Source organism: Nostoc sp. UHCC 0252, from assembly GCF_034931145.1.
GTDB lineage: Bacteria > Cyanobacteriota > Cyanobacteriia > Cyanobacteriales > Nostocaceae > Nostoc.
In genome coordinates this window covers 1-17228 of the sequence record NZ_JAYGHE010000049.1, presented here as the reverse complement: position 1 = coordinate 17228, position 17228 = coordinate 1, and the positions used below count along the sequence as shown (strand labels likewise).

Sequence of the window (17228 nt, the reverse complement as noted above, 5' to 3'; positions counted from 1 at the left end):
GCTAGGACTCTGAGAAAACCCCAAGCGATCGCCAGAATCTTTACAATAGGAAATAAGGTAAAGATATATATCAGAGTCAAAATCAATGGCACTATTCGGATTTGGCAAAAAGTCAGTTATGCCCACACCTGAAGAAGCTTTGTCAGGAAGGGCGCAGTCTATGTCAGTACCTGCGGCTCATTATGTCAACAAAAATCCTTTAAAAGCTCCTTATCCCGATGGATTAGAGAAGGCAATTTTTGGCTTGGGCTGTTTTTGGGGTGCAGAACGCAAATTCTGGCAACTTAAAGGAGTTTACACCACCGCAGTCGGTTACGCTGCTGGATTCACACCCAACCCCACTTACGAAGAGGTATGTAGTGGGCGAACCGGTCACAATGAAGTGGTGTTGGTTGTATTTGATCCCAAAGTAATTAGTTTTGCTGAACTGCTCAAAGTCTTCTGGGAAAGCCATAACCCCACCCAAGGGATGCGCCAAGGTAATGATACTGGCACTCAATACCGTTCGGGAATTTATGTATATTCCGAAAGCCAAAAGCAGCAAGCAGAAGCATCGCAGGAAGCTTATCAGCAAGCTCTCAATGATGCAGGTTATGGCAAGATTACAACAGAAATCTTGGATGCGCCGGAATTCTACTACGCTGAAGCTTACCATCAGCAATACCTGGCTAAAAATCCTAACGGGTATTGTGGTTTAGGAGGGACAAACGTATCTTGTCCCGTGGGTGTAGTTGAATCGCAAGTGAGTTGATAGGGTAGGGTAGTCAACTTAACGTGAGTTCGACGAACCTCTGCCTGCCACTAAAGTTCAAGTCTGTCCCTCTCCGACTCGGAGAGGGATATATTTTGTTTAGTTAAGAATACTCGTAGAATATTTGTAGGTTGGGTCGAGGCTTTGCGAAACCCAACAAACCGCGTAAAAAGTTGGGTTTTGTTCCTCAACCCAACCTACACTTAAGGGAACTGTATTGCATGATATAGCGGTTTATGCCCTTGGCTAACGCACTTACAAGATTACGAATTACGAATTACGAATTACGAATTAAATGAGCTATGCGTTTTAAAACTTTGACAACAGTATGTAAGTCATCCCCACGATTTAGTGACAGTGTGTAAGATAATGCATATCTCGGTGTACCCTGTTTCGTCAACTTAATAAATCTAAATTCATTACCATTGGCGATAAACCCAAAAACAGGTTTAGCCAAAGTTGCATCTGATAACATATAAGCCAATGCTTGGGGAATTGCTGGCACTAATGAATATTCTGCTCGTTTTGCCTCAATAACCAAAACCCAAAATGGAGGATGCAACACCAAGATGTCAATACGTCCTCTGATAATCTTGCCTTCGTCTTCAGAAGAGATTTTTACCTCCTGTTCTGAAGCAATGTAGAAAGGCGGTTGATAAAAACCTGCTAGACGCAATAGTGGAGATAGCACCACCATTTTGACTACAGGTTCCAAAATAGGATATTTCGATAGATGCAAATATTCTGCTTTGACTTCGTTGAGAGATTGCTTTTCTAAGTCACTCAACTCAGGTAAATCATACCGCCATTCTGAAAAAAAATCTTCGTCGTCTGCAAGTTGTAGGCCAAATTCATCAATCAGTTGGGCTAGGGTGATATCTTTTCCTTGAAGAATTTGAACCATTTGTTAAACCCTTATACTTTTCTGCCTAAAAAATCTTCGCTTGATATTTACCCAAAAGACTGCCTTACAGTGCTGCTTTCAGCAAAGCGATCGCAGCAACCCACAAGATAATACTAATAGGCCCTCCAATTAGAATACCCGCGATCGCCCAGCCTCTTTGATGGGCTTTGAATTGTTCAATACTGTTCCACCGTCTACTTCTCCAAGCCCATTCATTGCCTTTAGCACCGAGTGCGATCGCCATCAATCCAGAAATTTGGGGTATAAAACAGAATATTCCACACCACACTTGATTCGGCCACATCCAGAACCAAGGCATCAAAAATGCGCCCCAGTTCCAACCGAGAATTTCCTCTGGGACTGTTTCATGCAGATTATTTATCCCGCATCCAGAATTGTTGATTATTTCTCTTACTGATAAAAGCTGATTTCTGTTTGCAGATTTCACAGCCAGACCAGATTTAAGAGCATTTAGTGCTTGGCGGGCATCAGTAAAACGTTGTTCTGGAGCAGGTTCTATCAACTTTTGTAGCCAACTGCTAAAACTGGGACTGAGATTAACTCGATCTGTAAATTGCAGCCGCAAATCCTGCTGGGGTAAATCAGACGGGGAAGTTCCAGTTAACAAATGAATCAGAGTCGCTCCCAGTGCATAGAGGTCTGAAGCTGGAACTGCTCGACCACCAAATTGTTCCATTGGGGCATAACCATAAGTACCCACAACGGTGAAAGTAACGCCCTCTCTCGCCGCTTTATCTTGAACTGCGCCAAAATCAACCAAATAAATCCGATCGTCTTCGCCCCAGATTAAATTACTCGGTTTAATATCTCTATGTAACACCCCTGGATTGAACTCATGTAGATATATGAGGATATTTAAAATCTCACTAGCGATTTTTCTCGTTCGCTTTTCAGTAAACCTTTTGCCAAGAGCAAGTTTTTCCTTAAGCGACTCCCCAGGAATATATTGTTGGATTAAACCAAACCAGAGAGTGCGATCGTCGATACAAAAATAATCGATATATCGAGGAATGCGGGGATGACTTAGTTGTTTAAGAATTTGTGCTTCTCTCTCAAAAAGTTTTAAATCATCCCACTGTACAGTACCGCCAAAGGCTAAAAGTTTAACCACAACGGTCGAATTTTCGCCATCAGAGGCTTGCAAATCCTTGGCTAGCCAAGTTTGACGAATTCCATTGTTACCGAGTTGGCGCTGGATTTGATAACGATCTTGTAATATTTGTTCTGGTTGCAGCATCTTACACCTGCTGGCAGTTTACGCTGATCTGATTCCCTTATATTCAAGGATAGTCATTATCTAGAGAAACTGTGAGAGCCAGATAATTTATATAAAGCAGTTGAAGATTTCGGCTTTGGGGTTCACTATCAAATAAGCGCGAATGACGCAAAAGCTTGTACCAGTTTTGTATGAAGATGCGCTAAACCATATTTAAGTACAAGAAAAAAGAAAGAAACACGAACCGCAAAAGGCGCATAGACGCGGAGCGGCTTCCCATAGGGTAGGACACAAAGAAAGAAGTTAAAAGGGTTTGGCGCAGCCTCACAAGGAAGTGGTATTACGGGAAGGAGTATCCAAGCCGTGAGAAAATTTAGAACACTTGATGATTTTGAAGAATATTCAGAAGACGACGATTCCGGCGCTTTGTTGGCATCATTGCGCGTTGTAGCCCGTGTACAGGGAATTACTGAAATATCCGAGCAAACAGATATGACTCGTTGGGGATTACAAAAAGCTTTATCTACTAATGGCAACCCGCGCCTTGAAAACATCAATTCCATCATGAAGGCACTAGGATATTGTCTCACACCGCAAAAAATCATTCCTCCAGTCGCAGAGTGAATCACAATAGTAATTACTGGATAGGGAATATGGGTTACAGATAATTTTTGCGATAGTAAGCTTGATATTCCGCAGACAGCAGAGGTTCCCACCAATCACGATGATTGAGATACCACTCAACAGTTAAACGCAAACCCTCAGAAATGGTTACAGAAGGTGTCCAACCAAGCTGAGTTTTAATCTTGTTCGCATTAATTGCATATCTTCTGTCATGTCCCTGTCTATCTTTAACAAAAGTAATCAATTCCTTTGCTGGACGGATTGGTAAATCAGGCGCTAATTCATCCATCATCTGACACAAAAGTTGCACCAGGTTGAGATTTTCTACCTCATTGTTGCCACCAATATTGTACATTTCCCCTGGTTGACCATGATTGATTACCACATCTAAAGCACGACAATGATCGCCCACATAAAGCCAATCCCGCACATTTTTACCATCGCCATAAACAGGTAATGGTTTACCTATTAAGGTGTTGATGCACATTAGTGGAATTAGCTTTTCAGGAAATTGATAAGGCCCGTAATTATTAGAGCAATTCGTGATAATAGTTGGAAGTTTATAAGTATGATAATAAGCACGCACTAAATGGTCACTTCCCGCTTTCGAGGCTGAATAAGGACTATTAGGAGCGTAAGGTGTAGTTTCAGAAAAAGCTGCGTCATCTGCCCCCAAACTACCGTAGACTTCATCAGTCGAAACGTGTAAAAAACGATAATCCGATGGTTGTGCTTTAGCCTCCCAGTATTGGCGAAAAGCTTCCAGTAGTGTGAAAGTTCCTACTACATTGGTTTGTACGAAAGCGGCTGGGCCAAGAATTGAACGATCGACATGAGATTCAGCAGCAAAATGGGCGATGGTATCTATATTTTCCGTTGCTAGTAGCTGATCTACGATGGTGCGATCGCAAATATCCCCTTGCACAAACCGAAAATTCTCTTTTCCCTCAACCATCGCCAAGTTTAGACGATTTCCCGCGTATGTAAGCGCATCCAAAACCACCACTCGATCATTTGGATAAACCTGACACCAGTGATGGACAAAATTCGCCCCAATAAACCCTGCACCCCCAGTAACCAATAACCGCCGACTCATTCCATTTCCTCTCTTCTCTCTGTGTTCTCAGTGTCTCTGCGGTTCGTTTCTATGACTTAAAATATTTCTTCCTCAATTTACCATATATCCTCTGAGCAAGTAATTTCGCCATCCGTATTTTCGTCAAACTCTTAATATTAGATGGCTGCTGAATTTTATGATCAAAAAACTCATTTAGCTCATTCAGAATAACTTGAAAACGCTTAATAATATTTTCAGTGCGATGCTCAACCAAAAATTCTTCAGATAAACTAAAAGCTACTGAAGAATCAATCACCTTCAGAATCCGTTGGACATCATATTCTTGAGAATATCCAGCAATTTTATAGCAATTAAATCCAGGGTCTAAGTAATCAGCCAGTCCACCATTGACACTAGAAAATACTTGACAACCACAAGCAAGAGCTTCCATTGGTTGTAGACCAAATCCTTCGCTAACACCCTGTTGCGCCCAGTACTCAGCCGAATCATATAGGTAAACCTTCGCTCGGTTGAATAATCCCGGTAAATCCTCTATATAAGAGTCAACAACCAATACTTTACAACGTTTTTGTAACGCTGGAATCAATTCTTTCATTAAATACTCAGAAGACTTCCGAGCTTGAACTAAAACATCAATATCCCGTTCCAGTCCTAAATTTTGAAATTCATCAGAAATTTGATTCGGCAAATAATAAATCAGAGAATTGGGCGATTTTTCTCCCCAATATCCCATTGTATAGCGGCTAACAGTGATAATCGGAATATTCGGAGGTAGTGTAAATGGATAACCTGCGCTATGTGCATGGTAAATGACATTGTATTGCTTGAGTTTAGCCACGAGTTCAGCTATATGAAATCCCCAACTAATGACAAAAATTACATCATTTAAATTTTTCTCTTTAAGCAAATCATCAAGAAAAAGCTTATCTTTTTCTCGTTGACGATAAGTTACAACATCAGCACTAGAGAAATTCTGAGCCAGTTTAAGTGCTTTTAACTCAGCCCAAAGACCACCACAGGCAAATTTACCATCTGTGCCGGGAAGTAAGAAGTAAAGTTTTCTCATAATTTATTTAGGTAATGGGGAATTGGGAATTGGGAATGGGAAAGACTTGTTGTAAGTTCTAAACTTTTGTCACCTTGTCATCTTGTAATCTTGTCACCCTGCCCCCTGCTCCCTGCTCCCTCTCATTCTTCCCAGCCCACTTTAACAAAATGTGCATCACGCCCCCAAACATCGCGTGTACGGGTAATATTTTCAATCGTTAGGTTAAAAGGAATGGCAGTTGTTAGGTAACGCTGTGCCATAGAACCTAAATCAGGAGAGAGTTCAGCTGCTGTCGTTGCTGCTAACCCCAAACCTATAAGTTGTTCGATTGGTCGAAATGGTAGTAACAAATGCACACCGACAGCTAGTCCAGCTGTTAAGAGCATTGCTACTGATAAATTTGTGCCACAACGGGGATGTATAGCCAAATCCCATTCTCCATTTGTAATACGATGTCGAGCAAGTGCGATCGCACGCCGTAAATCACTAATATTTACTTCACCATAAAGGTAAAATCCATGCTCGGTAGACAGACCGCCTAACAGTTCGTTATCTGGTTGAACGTTAGTAGCTTCTCGTTTAGCGGGTTGGCCACTTTGTGATTCACTAAGAACCCAAACAGTAGCGTGTTCTAAGGCATGAACCTGCCGGATCATCAGAATTTCTTTCAACCCTGGAATAAATGATAGTTGCTTGAGTAAGTCGGCATCCTGTGTCGGTTGCGGAAAGTCTAAGGGGCGGTATTCTAGTACTGGAACTTTCTCAGATACAGGTGTCGCAAAATCAAAGTTAAAAAATTCAAAGGGAGACGAGCCACCCTGAAAAGAAGCAGAAGTATTCATTGGAACACCGCTCTCCAAGCCGATGGAGCAATATAGATTTCTCTCAAATGTAACGCTTGCACCACTGAATTGTTGCTAATTTTTATGGATAATTTTGAATTTGGTATAGGGATTGGATATGGGGCATTTGTAGATGCTTCTCCCCATTCCCAATCCCCAGTCCCCAGCGCTACATCTATTCTGCTGAACTTGGAAAGGAATTCTGATATGAATTATAGTTTCCGAGTCCGAGGGTCAGCTGGCTCCACTAACATAAACTCCGGCTGAGTGAAGGACTCGGAATTGGTAGAGTGTTCACACTGAAAACTTAGGCGTGAAGAGGGAAACAATCAGTAAACCTCAAAATTGGCTTGTCAGCATACCAGACCAGAGCAATTACGTTGCTACTAGTAGATTGTTTATTCGATCTGGTTAGGCAGAAGACAGCAATTGACATCATTCAAGCAGACTTTGCCCCACTGTAAAGCCCAGCGCACAAGAGCTACTCGATTTTCTGTCTCGGTCTTGGTCAGAATATTACTGATATGGTTATCAACTGTACGTTTGCTAATCTCCAGTTTTCCTGCAATCTCTTGGTTAGTTAAGCCAGCGGCCACTAGGTCGATAATTTGCAGTTCTCTGTCTGATAGACTAACGGGGGTCTCAGACTTGCCACCAGCCATGACTATTTCTATCCTCCTTTGGTATATCTACTTAATCGCTCTTTCTAATTCTAGAAGATTCTTTTGTTGGTAGGGGTTTCAAGTGTTAGCAGTAATACTATTGTCAATATTTTCTTTGGATTTCAAGTTGGCAAAAATATAAATCAAGACAATACACAAGTATTATACAACACTTGTTGCAGGTTAAAAACTAGTATAAATATTTAGATAGGTTAGGCAATTATTAGAAGCAGATAGATGTTATGGAGTAGTAAAAATTGCTATTGAATTCTATGAAGGACTGGCGACAGATTAGCAAAAATTGTTGTAGATTTTATACTGTAAATTCTTAATCCAAAATCGAAATCTAAAATCTAAAATGAAATGAGCAATTCCCGTGTTTTGTGCCTCGGTGAAATTTTGTTTGATTGTTTAGCCGATCAATTAGGATTAAAGCTGGAAGAAGTTAAATCTTGGACTCCCTACCCAGGAGGGGCACCAGCTAACGTAGCCTGTGCTTTAGTGAAGCTGGGGACGACAGCAGGATTTATTGGAGCCGTTGGTGAAGATGAACCAGGAAATGCGCTGGTTAAGCTATTAGAAGATGTGGGTGTAGATACAACAGGGGTACAACGCCATCCCACAGCACCAACGCGGCAAGTTTATGTTACACGGGATCTGGCTGGCGATCGCACCTTTGCCGGATTTGGTGAGTATGACACCGCAGAATTTGCCGATACTCGCTTGCAAGCCAAACAATTGCCAGATTCGCTGTTTCAAGAGGCAGATTTTCTGGTTTTGGGTACTTTAGAATTAGCCTATCCTGAAAGTGAAAAGGCAATTTACCGCGCTCTAGAGTTAGCAGAACATTACGATCTGAAGATTGTCCTAGATGTCAACTGGCGGCCTGTATTTTGGGATGAGCCAAACATCGCTCATCAAAAAATTCCAGAATTATTTAAGCGAGTCGATTTCCTCAAACTTTCTAAAGAAGAAGCGGAATGGCTATTTGAAACCGCAGATCCCGGAGCCATTACTTACCGCTTGGCTTCAATTGAAGGAGTGTTAGTGACAGATGGAGAAAATGGTTGCGCCTATTGTTTGGGTGAGAATGAAGGCAAATTACCTTCTTTTTCCATCCCCGTAGTTGATACCACCGGTGCAGGGGATAGCTTTTTAGCAGGATTCATCCACCAACTAAGTCAGAATGGCATCCACAGCTTGCGGGATACCGAAACAGCAAAACGCATTGTTACCTACGCTAGTGCTGTTGGGGCACTGACTACCACTAAACCAGGTGCGATCGCTTCCCAGCCAACAAATGCGGAAGTCGAAGCGTTTTTAAGCACACACAAACTTTAAAACCTAGCAAAACTAACAAGAATATCAGCCACTAAAGACTGATATTCTTGGCAAAAATTATCTATTCTTTTTGGTGATGTAACCGAATTCCTAAAAAGATGTCATAAACAAACTCAAAAAAGTCCTTTTTCTGTAATAATCCTGAACTTTGATAACATCCTTTTTCATCTAAAAGTGGCTTCATAACATAGTATGCAGGTTGGTAATTATACCAAGGAATCGAAGGCCACAAATGATGAATTAAGTGGTAATTCTGTCCCATAATTAGAATATTGAGAACTGGATTTGGGTAGACGCGAGCATTTTTCCAGCGATCGCGCTCTGCAAAAGGACGATGGGGTAAATAGTCAAAAAATAATCCCAGTGCTATCCCCACTACAAAAGCTGGTATAAACCAAAAATTCAGAATGTAACCCAAAAAGTGGTATTGCACTGCTATATAAACAATTACACTGACAATTAAGCGGCTGATGAACCATTCTAGTAGTTCATATTTACGCCATAATCGCCGTTGAAAGAAAAACACCTCGTGGTACAAAAACCGCACCGCAATCAACCATAGCGGCCCACCCGTGGAGACATAATGATCTGGATCATCTTTGGGATGGTTGACATGGCCGTGATGCTGTAAATGCACCCGCGTAAATACTGGAAAAGCAAAAGCTAGCATCAATGCACTACCATGCCCTAACATCGCATTCATTACCCGGTTGCGATGGGCTGATTGGTGACAAGCGTCGTGAATAACTGTCCCAGCACAATGCAAAGCAATAGTGTTCACGCTAAAGCAAAGCCAGTGCGGCCATTCCCAAAGCCAGTAACCAAAGTTAGATAACACCAGCATTGCTACAGCTACCAAAAACAGCAGTAGCGTGGGATTAAAATCACCAGGAGGCGCTAAAAATTCCTTTGGCGGGATTGTCAGTGGCTTTTGTGCCTCCGATGCGATCATTTCTAACATTGACTCCTTCTTAATCAAACATTACGAATATACGACAAATATTAGGAAAGAATAAAGTTTTGTAACCTTTTGTATCGCAATATTTATCCACAGCTTTGCATATCAATAGATGAATCACGCTATGATTCAAGACTTGAACTAATCTTGACTGATAAATGGGGTATGGTAATTGCCAAAAAGTTGACGGGATAAACTCTTTCGTTGGAAGGATAGATACAAGATTGATGTACTATATCTAGTCTATCCCACAGCCCTCACTCTCCCATAAAACCTCTCTAACTGCTTACATTTATTGGTATAGCAGTGACTGAAAAGGAGATTCAACTTAAGTTACGATGACTTCCCAGATAGCTCCCTCACTTCAGCCCCTATGCAATTAAGAGATTCTCTGCGCCGGACAAAAATTGTCGCTACTATTGGCCCTGCCACTAGCAGTCCTGAAATGCTCAAGGCAATTATTGAAGCGGGAGCCACGACGCTACGGCTAAACTTCTCCCACGGAACTCATGCCGACCATCAGCGTAGTATTCGCTTAATTCGGCAAACCGCCTTTGAACTAAATCAACCAGTAGCTATTCTCCAAGACTTGCAGGGCCCAAAAATTCGCTTGGGGAAGTTTGACAACGGATCGATTATTTTGGCAAAAGGCGATCGCTTTACCTTGACAAATCGCCCGGTAGTAGGGACACAGGAAATTAGCTGCGTCACCTATGATTATTTAGCCGAAGAAGTCCCGGTTGGCGCAAAAATTCTCCTTGATGATGGACGAGTAGAAATGGTTGTAGAGGAGATTAACAAGGACAAAGGTGATTTGCATTGTCGCATCACCGTACCTGGTAAACTTTCTAACAACAAAGGCGTAAACTTTCCCGGCGTTTACCTGTCAATTAAGGCAATGACCGACAAAGATCGAGAGGATCTGATGTTTGGTCTAGATCAAGGTGTAGATTGGGTGGCACTTTCCTTTGTCCGCAATCCGCAGGACATGATCGAAATTAAAGAACTAATTTCCAGCACAGGCAAACAAGTGCCAGTGGTTGCCAAAATTGAAAAACATGAAGCCATTGAACAAATGGAAGCAGTTCTGGCTTTATGTGATGGTGTAATGGTTGCTAGAGGCGACTTAGGCGTAGAACTACCAGCAGAAGATGTTCCCGTACTTCAAAAGCGGCTAATTGCTACAGCAAATCGCTTGGGGATTCCGATCATCACCGCCACCCAGATGTTAGACAGCATGGTGAGCAATCCTCGCCCCACCCGTGCGGAAGTGTCGGATGTGGCAAATGCGATTTTGGATGGCACGGATGCGGTGATGCTCTCCAATGAAACTGCCGTGGGTAGCTTCCCTGTAGAAGCAGTAGCGACAATGGCGCGGATTGCCGAGCGGATGGAGCAGGAAGAAGCCCAACATTTAAACTTGCGTTCTGTAAGAGATGCTAGGCGCTCCATTCCCAATGCCATTAGCCAAGCGGTAGGTCAAATTGCCGAACAACTAGGCGCAGCAGCAATCATGACCTTAACGCAAACTGGGGCAACTGCTCGCAATGTCTCTAAGTTCCGTCCCAATACACCGATTTTGGCTGTTACCCCCCATGTGAATGTAGCGCGGCAGCTACAGATGGTGTGGGGAGTAAAACCGCTATTGGTACTAGGATTACCTTCCACTGGTCAGACATTTCAAGCTGCGATTAATGTGGCTCAGGAGTTGAAATTACTGTCTGAGGGAGATTTAGTAGTGATGACTGCTGGTACACTCCAGGGAATTTCCGGCTCTACAGATTTGATTAAGGTAGAGGTGGTGACGGCGGTACTAGGTCACGGAATTGGACTCGGACAAGGTTTAGTGAGTGGTCGCGCACGGGTGGCTAATACTGGCATGGATGTTAGTAACTTTAATCCTGGAGACATATTAGTTGCACCGCGCACTAGTGCCGATTTTGTTGAGGCTATTCGGAAATCTGCCGGAATTATTACGGAAGAAGAAAGTCTCACAAGTCACGCGGCGGTGATTGGCTTGCGTCTCGGTGTACCAGTGATTGTTGGCGTGAAACAGGCAACACAGGTGATTCGAGATGGAGCGATTATAACCCTGGATCTGCAACGGGGTTTGATTTACTCTGGAGCGGTGAGAACGCCTTAAAATTGGGGACTGGGGAAGAAGCAAGGGGGCAGGGAGCAGGGAGCAGGGGGAAGAAAAACAACTGATTATAAGCCCATTTGCAATTCCCAATGCCCAATGCCCAATGCCCAATTCCCTAAAATTAAACAGTTGCGATCGCAAATCCAAGCCATCCAGCAAAGTTTTTCTGCTGTGTAGAGTTTGGATACTCAACAGGTTTTACCTGATATCGAGTGGGATTTGGTGAGGCGAGGGTAATGGAATAAGTACGCAGTTCGTCTTGGTGGAAAACTGTAACTTGGATCTTATCGTTTGGTTGGTAATCTTTCAGGCGATCGCTTAAACTATTCCCTGTCACCTTAATCCCATCAATTGCTAACAACTCATCACCTGCATCAATTCCCCCTACTTGTGCAGGTGAACCAGTTTCCACAAACTTAATCATCTCCCGCCCATTCTCTGTATTTATTCTCACACCCAAGTAAGGTTCTTCTTGCTGTTCAGCTACCAGCTGTAAACCAAAAGGTTCCAAATACTGATTAAAAGGTAAATCTTCTGTACTATCAATGTAGCGTTTAAAGAAATCAGTCAAATCGATTCCGGCAACAGATTCAATAACTTCCTGCAACTGTTCTGGGGTATAGCCAATTTCATCTTTACCAAATTGCTGCCACATTTTCAGCATCACGTCATCAAGGGAACGCTGATTGTCGTGAGTTGAACGAATCAGTAAATCCAGCAACAACGATACCATCTCTCCTTTTAAATAGTAAGAAATTTGGGAATTACCACTATTAGCATCGGGGCGATAAAGTTTAATCCAGGCATCAAAACTCGACTCGGAAACGGGTTGTACCTTGCGCCCCGGTGTCACTTCATATCTGGTAATTTCTTTACTCAAGTTATTTAAAAACGACTTAATATCATAAATCCCTGCACGTAAAGGAATTAATACATCGTAGTAACTAGTAGTACCCTCACAAAACCACAATGACGGTGTGTAGTTTTCTCGATCGTAATCAAAAACCTCTAATGCTTTTGGGCGAATTCGTTTGACGTTCCACAAGTGAAAAAACTCGTGCGCTACCAATTGCATAAAGCGATCGTATTTTTCCTGAGCGCGAAACCCAAAACGTTGATAAATTAACGAGCAAGAGTCTTTATGCTCCAAACCGCCAAAAGCTTGACTAAATAAATGTAGCAGAAACACGTATCGTTCATAAGGCAAACCGCCGAACATCTGCGCTTCTACCTGAATAATTTTTTGGATATCAGCAATTAACTGCTCAACTTCGTAATTACCTTTCCCCCAAATTGCCAGTTCATGGGGTTTTCCTAAAACTTCAAATTTATACAATTGGTGGCTACCAATCTCAAAGGGAGTATCCACTAGAGTATCAAAATCGCTAGCTAAGAAAGTATTTTCTTCAGCAACGGGAGTGAGAGCAGTAGTTACCTGCCATTCCGGGTGTGGTGGTACAATGGTGACGCGAATAGGTTGCTTATCCCAGCCCGGTATTCTAAAAAATAGTGCTGCCCCATTAAAATAGCCGTGAGTAGCATCCAAGTGATTTGTCCGTACCGATAGCTCATTGGCAAAAATGCGGTAACGTACAGTTAATTCTGAAACACCAGTTTTGTCTACTTGCCAGTGATTTTTACTGATTTTTCGCCAAGGTAAAGGCTTATCTTCTGCAAAAGCCACGAAATCTTGTAAATTCTTGGCATATTCCCGAACTAAATAGGAACCGGGTGTCCACACCGGCAATTTTAAATCGAGAATCGGTGAGGAATGATTGACAAGGTGCAAAGTTACTTCAAACAGATGGGTTTCTGGTTGAGACATTGCCACCAAGTAATGAATAGTTGGCCCGGCTTCCTGAATGTAGGCGTTGGGACGGGTTGCTGTTGCTTCAGTCATCTTGGGTGCTGAGGTAATTGTGAATGGGGTATCCCCCTTTGCGATCGCAGAGCGTTTTGTAAAAAAATATAGTAATTAGTAATTAAGACCCTACGGATAAATCCGTTTGCTCTCAAATAAAGATTACAGTTTATTTCTTTTGCGTAACTAATATATTACTTATGCATTGTACATAATTATTACAGGTCGTTTGGGTGTTTCAACCATATTTAGCAGCCTGCAATATTTACGATGGGCTACGCGATCGCACCAAAATCTGCACTGGCGGAAGGTTCTCAGATGTTTGATTTCCCTTCCCGTACAGACGCGATTAATCGCCTCTCTCCCTACTCCCTATTCCCTTGCTCATCTGTAGAGTAAAACTGTTGGGCATAAAAACGGGCATAGCGTCCTTCCTGTGACAGAAGTGAGGTGTGAGTACCAGTTTCAACCAACTTTCCTTGCTCTAGTACAAGAATGCAGTCAGCCCTACGAACACTACTCAAGCGATGGGCGATAACAAACACGGTACGGTTTTGCATCACTCGCTCGATCGCTTCTTGAACTAATGCTTCCGACTCCGAATCTAAGGCAGAAGTGGCTTCATCCAGGATGAGAATTCGAGGATCGTTGACGATCGCTCTGGCGATCGCTAATCTTTGGCGTTGTCCTCCCGATAGGTTAACTCCGCGCTCTCCCACCCAGGTATGATAACCCTGGGAAAACTGGGTGATAAAGGAGTGAGCGTTGGCAATCTTTGCTGCTTCCTGAATCGCTGCCAAATCTAATTTTTCCTGACCGTAACCGATATTTTCAGCGATCGTTCCTGAAAAAAGGGTAACGTCTTGGGGAACAATGCCAATTTGATGGCGGAGGCTGGTGAGTTTGACATCACGGATATCAATATCATCAATGAGAATTTCGCCCTCTTGAGGGTCATAGAAGCGAAGTAAAAGGTTAATTAAAGTCGATTTGCCCGCCCCAGAAGAACCAACCAAGGCAATCACATTACCAGGAGAAGCGTGCAGGCAGAGATCCTTGAGTACTGGCTGATCGGGATTGTAAGCAAAATCGACATGACGATACTCTACCTTGCCCATAACTCGTGGCATTGCCTGAGCATTCGATTTTTCGCTGATACTAGGTTCCTTAGCCATCAGTTCAAAGATGCGTTCAACAGAAGCTTCGGTCTGTTTGTACTCGTTGTAATTGCTAATTAGCATGTCGATTGGCTGAATCAGTATAGCCACAGCAGCTAAGAAACTGATAAACCCTTGAGATGTCAACTGCCCCTGAGAAATCTGCCATCCTCCCAATAAAAACAGCAGTATAATACTAACTGCTTCCAAAAAACCGACAACGGGAAACTGAATGGATTTGAGTTGTAGAGCGCGATACTTAGCTTGGCGATTGATTTCTGCTTCTTTATTGAATCGCTTTACTTCATATTCTTGGGCTGCAAAAGCTTGAACAACGCGAATCCCACTAAATACTTCAGTTAGCAGCGCAGATAAATTGGAAACCTGATTTTGGCTCTGGCGAGATAGCACGAGTAATCGCTGACCAAATTGCCCGATCAACCAAGCCATTAAAGGAGCCAAAATCAAACCCGCAAGAGTGAGGGGCCAATTTAGGTAGAGCATGTAAATGGGAATCGCAATTAACTGCAACAAATTGGAAAGAAACTGATGAGATAACTTATCAATAATTTCGCCGACGCGATCTATATCTTCAGTCAGGCGATAAGTCAAGTCTCCCGTCTGTGTCGTTTCAAAGTAATCTAATCCAAGTTTGTGCAGGTGGGCATAAACGCGCTTACGCAAGTTTAAAACCATGTTCAGAGTAGCAGCGATCATAAAGACATTCTGCCCGTATTGACAAAGCCCTCGAACAAAAAATACCAAAGTGGCTAGTCCGAGCCAGTAGGCAATCTGGTTGACATTTCCCTGACCAAGAAAAAAAGCGACCTGACCTGCTAAATAGGGCACTGCTAGGGTGAATAACACAAATCCCAAGATACAAGCTAATCCCCGAATTAACAGCGGCCATTGGGGCCAGAGATAAGGCAACAGTTGCCAGTAACTAGAGCGGACTTTCATAGGTAAGTAAGAATTCAGGAGTCGGGAGTCAGAATTCAGGATTCAGAATTCAGGTGTATTAAGGCGTTAGCCTACCACACCATGTTACCGAACCGTGCCGACTCCTGAATTATGACGCAATTTCTACTCAGTTTCTCCTAGAGAGTTTAGTATAAAGCGGGCAATTCTCTCAGATGCACCGGGTGGGCCAAATCGCTCAGGGCCATTTTCTTTGCACTTAGCGAGGTAGTCTGAATCTTGTAAAGTTTCAACTACTCGTTTAGCTGCTTGCTTGAGAATCTCAGGGGTTGCTGGCTTAGTGCCGATGGTTTGGGCAGAACTGCCCAACAGCCGCGTTTGCGCTTCTGCAAATTGATAGGTAAATTGAGGGCCCTCACCGGGAATCTGGATGACAGGTTTCCCGATCGCTACAGCTTGCTCCACTGCCAAACCTGCCATACCAATGACGAGAGTAGAGTAACATAGGATGTCACTGAAGGCATCTGAATAACATCTCACTTCTACAAGTGGTGATTCCTCAGTAGAACTTCCTGGAGGAGAATAAGTGAGTATGCCTTGAGTCAGCTGCCAACCTTGACTTTTGGCAATGTCGTCTAGTTGCTCGATTAAACTCGGTATCAAGGCTGCACGAAACTGTAATCCTGACTCAGGCATCACCTTGGCGATTTCTACCACTAGTTGTAACAGCAAACAAAAATTTCGCGCGGCTTCCGGCATCCGCGATCCTGGTAAGATTGCGATCGCTCTCTCATCCGGTTTCAGGTGCAAGTCTTTGCCCGTAGGGACGAGCCTATCTAAAGCCGGAATACCAGCCAACAGAGCTTTAGTTAAACCTTGCCGTTCGAGGTCATAAGCCGTATGGGAATCCTTGGTGAAAACTGCCAGACATCGAGAAGAATTAAGATCGTGCCACAACAGTGGATTGAGACGCAATCGCCCTTCATAGAGGGCAGAAAGACAAGAGATAAACGAGACAAAAGGACGCTTTGTTAAGTAAGCAAATGTCTGGGAGACAAAATCCCCGGTAGCCATAATTAAATCGCAGTTGGGAGCATACTCCAACACCGCTTGCAACTGTCGCCACGTTAACCCAATTAATCCTGACTGAAAATCTTTGAGCAAATAGAGGCGCTTCATGTAAAAGAATCCTCCAGAGGGCATCGTTTGGGTCGGGCCAATAATGGGAACGTCCAAGCTGCGGTAAGCTTTTCCTTCCCCCACAATCGGCATTGCTGCCATCTCAAGAGAAGGACACAATTGGCGCAGGGTCTGAATCACATGAGAGGTGTGGTTGTCTTCTCCGTGGCCGTTACTGATAAATAAGATTCGCTTAGAGGGCATCTTGGGATTTGGATAGGTCTAAAATGCTTGCTTGGTGAAGATTTTAAACCTACATTGGGTGACTAATCCAAGAGAGTCAAAAATATTTATTTGTAGCGCTGAATAAATAAAGCATCACACTTTGCCAGCCAAGTTCATCAACTGTTTGAAGTTCACAAGATAAGTGATGTTGTTGTCACTATCAATTTTGATCCAGCCTTTTTCATGAAGTTTTTCCATGATTTTGGTTGTTTCTTCAACGCCTATTTCTGTAACCTCTGCTAAATCTTTAAAGGGAATGTTAAAAATTTCTCTCCCTAAGTCTGATTCTTGACCATAGCA

At 43.0% G+C, this 17228-nt stretch carries 14 protein-coding genes and 1 pseudogene; 4 read left to right on the top strand and 11 right to left on the bottom strand.

Annotated elements, in window-relative coordinates; translation table 11 throughout:
• The first annotated feature begins 85 nt into the window (after window positions 1-85).
• Window positions 86-751 carry a peptide-methionine (S)-S-oxide reductase MsrA gene (msrA, locus tag VB732_RS23520; protein ID WP_323233314.1) on the top strand — a complete coding sequence of 222 codons (666 nt, stop codon included), beginning with the start codon at window positions 86-88 and terminating at the stop codon, window positions 749-751.
• A gap of 277 nt (window positions 752-1028) precedes the next feature.
• On the opposite strand, the gene VB732_RS23515 is transcribed toward msrA, so the two are convergent.
• Window positions 1029-1655, bottom strand: a complete 627-nt coding sequence (locus tag VB732_RS23515; protein WP_323233313.1) for a type I restriction endonuclease — start codon at window positions 1653-1655, stop codon at window positions 1029-1031.
• 64 nt (window positions 1656-1719) lie between these two features.
• Entirely contained in the window at window positions 1720-2913 is a 1194-nt protein-coding gene (locus tag VB732_RS23510; RefSeq protein WP_323233312.1) for a serine/threonine-protein kinase, read from the bottom strand.
• A 342-nt stretch (window positions 2914-3255) separates the two neighbouring features.
• Between VB732_RS23510 and VB732_RS23505 the strand changes: the two genes are divergently transcribed.
• Window positions 3256-3516 (top strand): hypothetical protein, encoded by a 261-nt coding sequence (locus tag VB732_RS23505; protein WP_323233311.1) that lies wholly within the window; start codon window positions 3256-3258, stop codon window positions 3514-3516.
• 34 nt (window positions 3517-3550) lie between these two features.
• Here VB732_RS23505 and rfbB read toward each other — a convergent pair whose 3' ends face one another.
• The 4 genes from rfbB to VB732_RS23485 all read right to left on the bottom strand — a co-directional run bounded on the left by rfbB (window position 3551) and on the right by VB732_RS23485 (window position 7146).
• Window positions 3551-4612, bottom strand: a complete 1062-nt coding sequence (gene rfbB, locus VB732_RS23500) for a dTDP-glucose 4,6-dehydratase (RefSeq protein ID WP_323233310.1) — start codon at window positions 4610-4612, stop codon at window positions 3551-3553.
• Window positions 4613-4661: 49 nt separating this feature from the next.
• The gene (locus VB732_RS23495) at window positions 4662-5660 is read right to left on the bottom strand and encodes a glycosyltransferase (RefSeq protein ID WP_323233309.1); all 999 of its coding nucleotides are present in this window, start codon (window positions 5658-5660) and stop codon (window positions 4662-4664) included.
• A gap of 122 nt (window positions 5661-5782) precedes the next feature.
• A complete protein-coding gene (locus tag VB732_RS23490) occupies window positions 5783-6484 on the bottom strand; it encodes a DUF6391 domain-containing protein (RefSeq protein ID WP_323233308.1) in 702 nt (233 codons plus the stop codon).
• A gap of 398 nt (window positions 6485-6882) precedes the next feature.
• On the bottom strand, window positions 6883-7146 hold the full coding sequence (locus tag VB732_RS23485) for a helix-turn-helix domain-containing protein (RefSeq protein WP_012410583.1): 264 nt from the start codon (window positions 7144-7146) through the stop codon (window positions 6883-6885).
• A 363-nt stretch (window positions 7147-7509) separates the two neighbouring features.
• On the opposite strand from VB732_RS23485, the gene VB732_RS23480 reads away from it, so the two are divergent.
• A complete protein-coding gene (locus VB732_RS23480) occupies window positions 7510-8487 on the top strand; it encodes a carbohydrate kinase (RefSeq protein ID WP_323233307.1) in 978 nt (325 codons plus the stop codon).
• Window positions 8488-8548: 61 nt separating this feature from the next.
• Here VB732_RS23480 and crtR read toward each other — a convergent pair whose 3' ends face one another.
• Window positions 8549-9439: a beta-carotene hydroxylase gene (gene crtR / locus VB732_RS23475; protein WP_323233356.1), complete on the bottom strand. Its 891-nt coding sequence runs from the start codon at window positions 9437-9439 to the stop codon at window positions 8549-8551.
• Between the two features lie 379 nt (window positions 9440-9818).
• On the opposite strand from crtR, the gene pyk reads away from it, so the two are divergent.
• Window positions 9819-11588, top strand: a complete 1770-nt coding sequence (gene pyk, locus VB732_RS23470) for a pyruvate kinase (protein ID WP_323233306.1) — start codon at window positions 9819-9821, stop codon at window positions 11586-11588.
• A gap of 121 nt (window positions 11589-11709) precedes the next feature.
• Here pyk and VB732_RS23465 read toward each other — a convergent pair whose 3' ends face one another.
• From VB732_RS23465 to VB732_RS23450, 4 genes and pseudogenes are all read right to left on the bottom strand, one after another.
• Window positions 11710-13488, bottom strand: a complete 1779-nt coding sequence (locus tag VB732_RS23465; protein ID WP_323233305.1) for a M61 family metallopeptidase — start codon at window positions 13486-13488, stop codon at window positions 11710-11712.
• A 326-nt stretch (window positions 13489-13814) separates the two neighbouring features.
• Window positions 13815-15566, bottom strand: a complete 1752-nt coding sequence (locus tag VB732_RS23460; protein ID WP_323233304.1) for an ABC transporter ATP-binding protein — start codon at window positions 15564-15566, stop codon at window positions 13815-13817.
• A 123-nt stretch (window positions 15567-15689) separates the two neighbouring features.
• A complete protein-coding gene (locus VB732_RS23455) occupies window positions 15690-16907 on the bottom strand; it encodes a lipid-A-disaccharide synthase-related protein (RefSeq protein WP_323233303.1) in 1218 nt (405 codons plus the stop codon).
• A gap of 114 nt (window positions 16908-17021) precedes the next feature.
• A pseudogene (locus VB732_RS23450) lies at window positions 17022-17228 on the bottom strand (Crp/Fnr family transcriptional regulator); the annotation flags it as partial.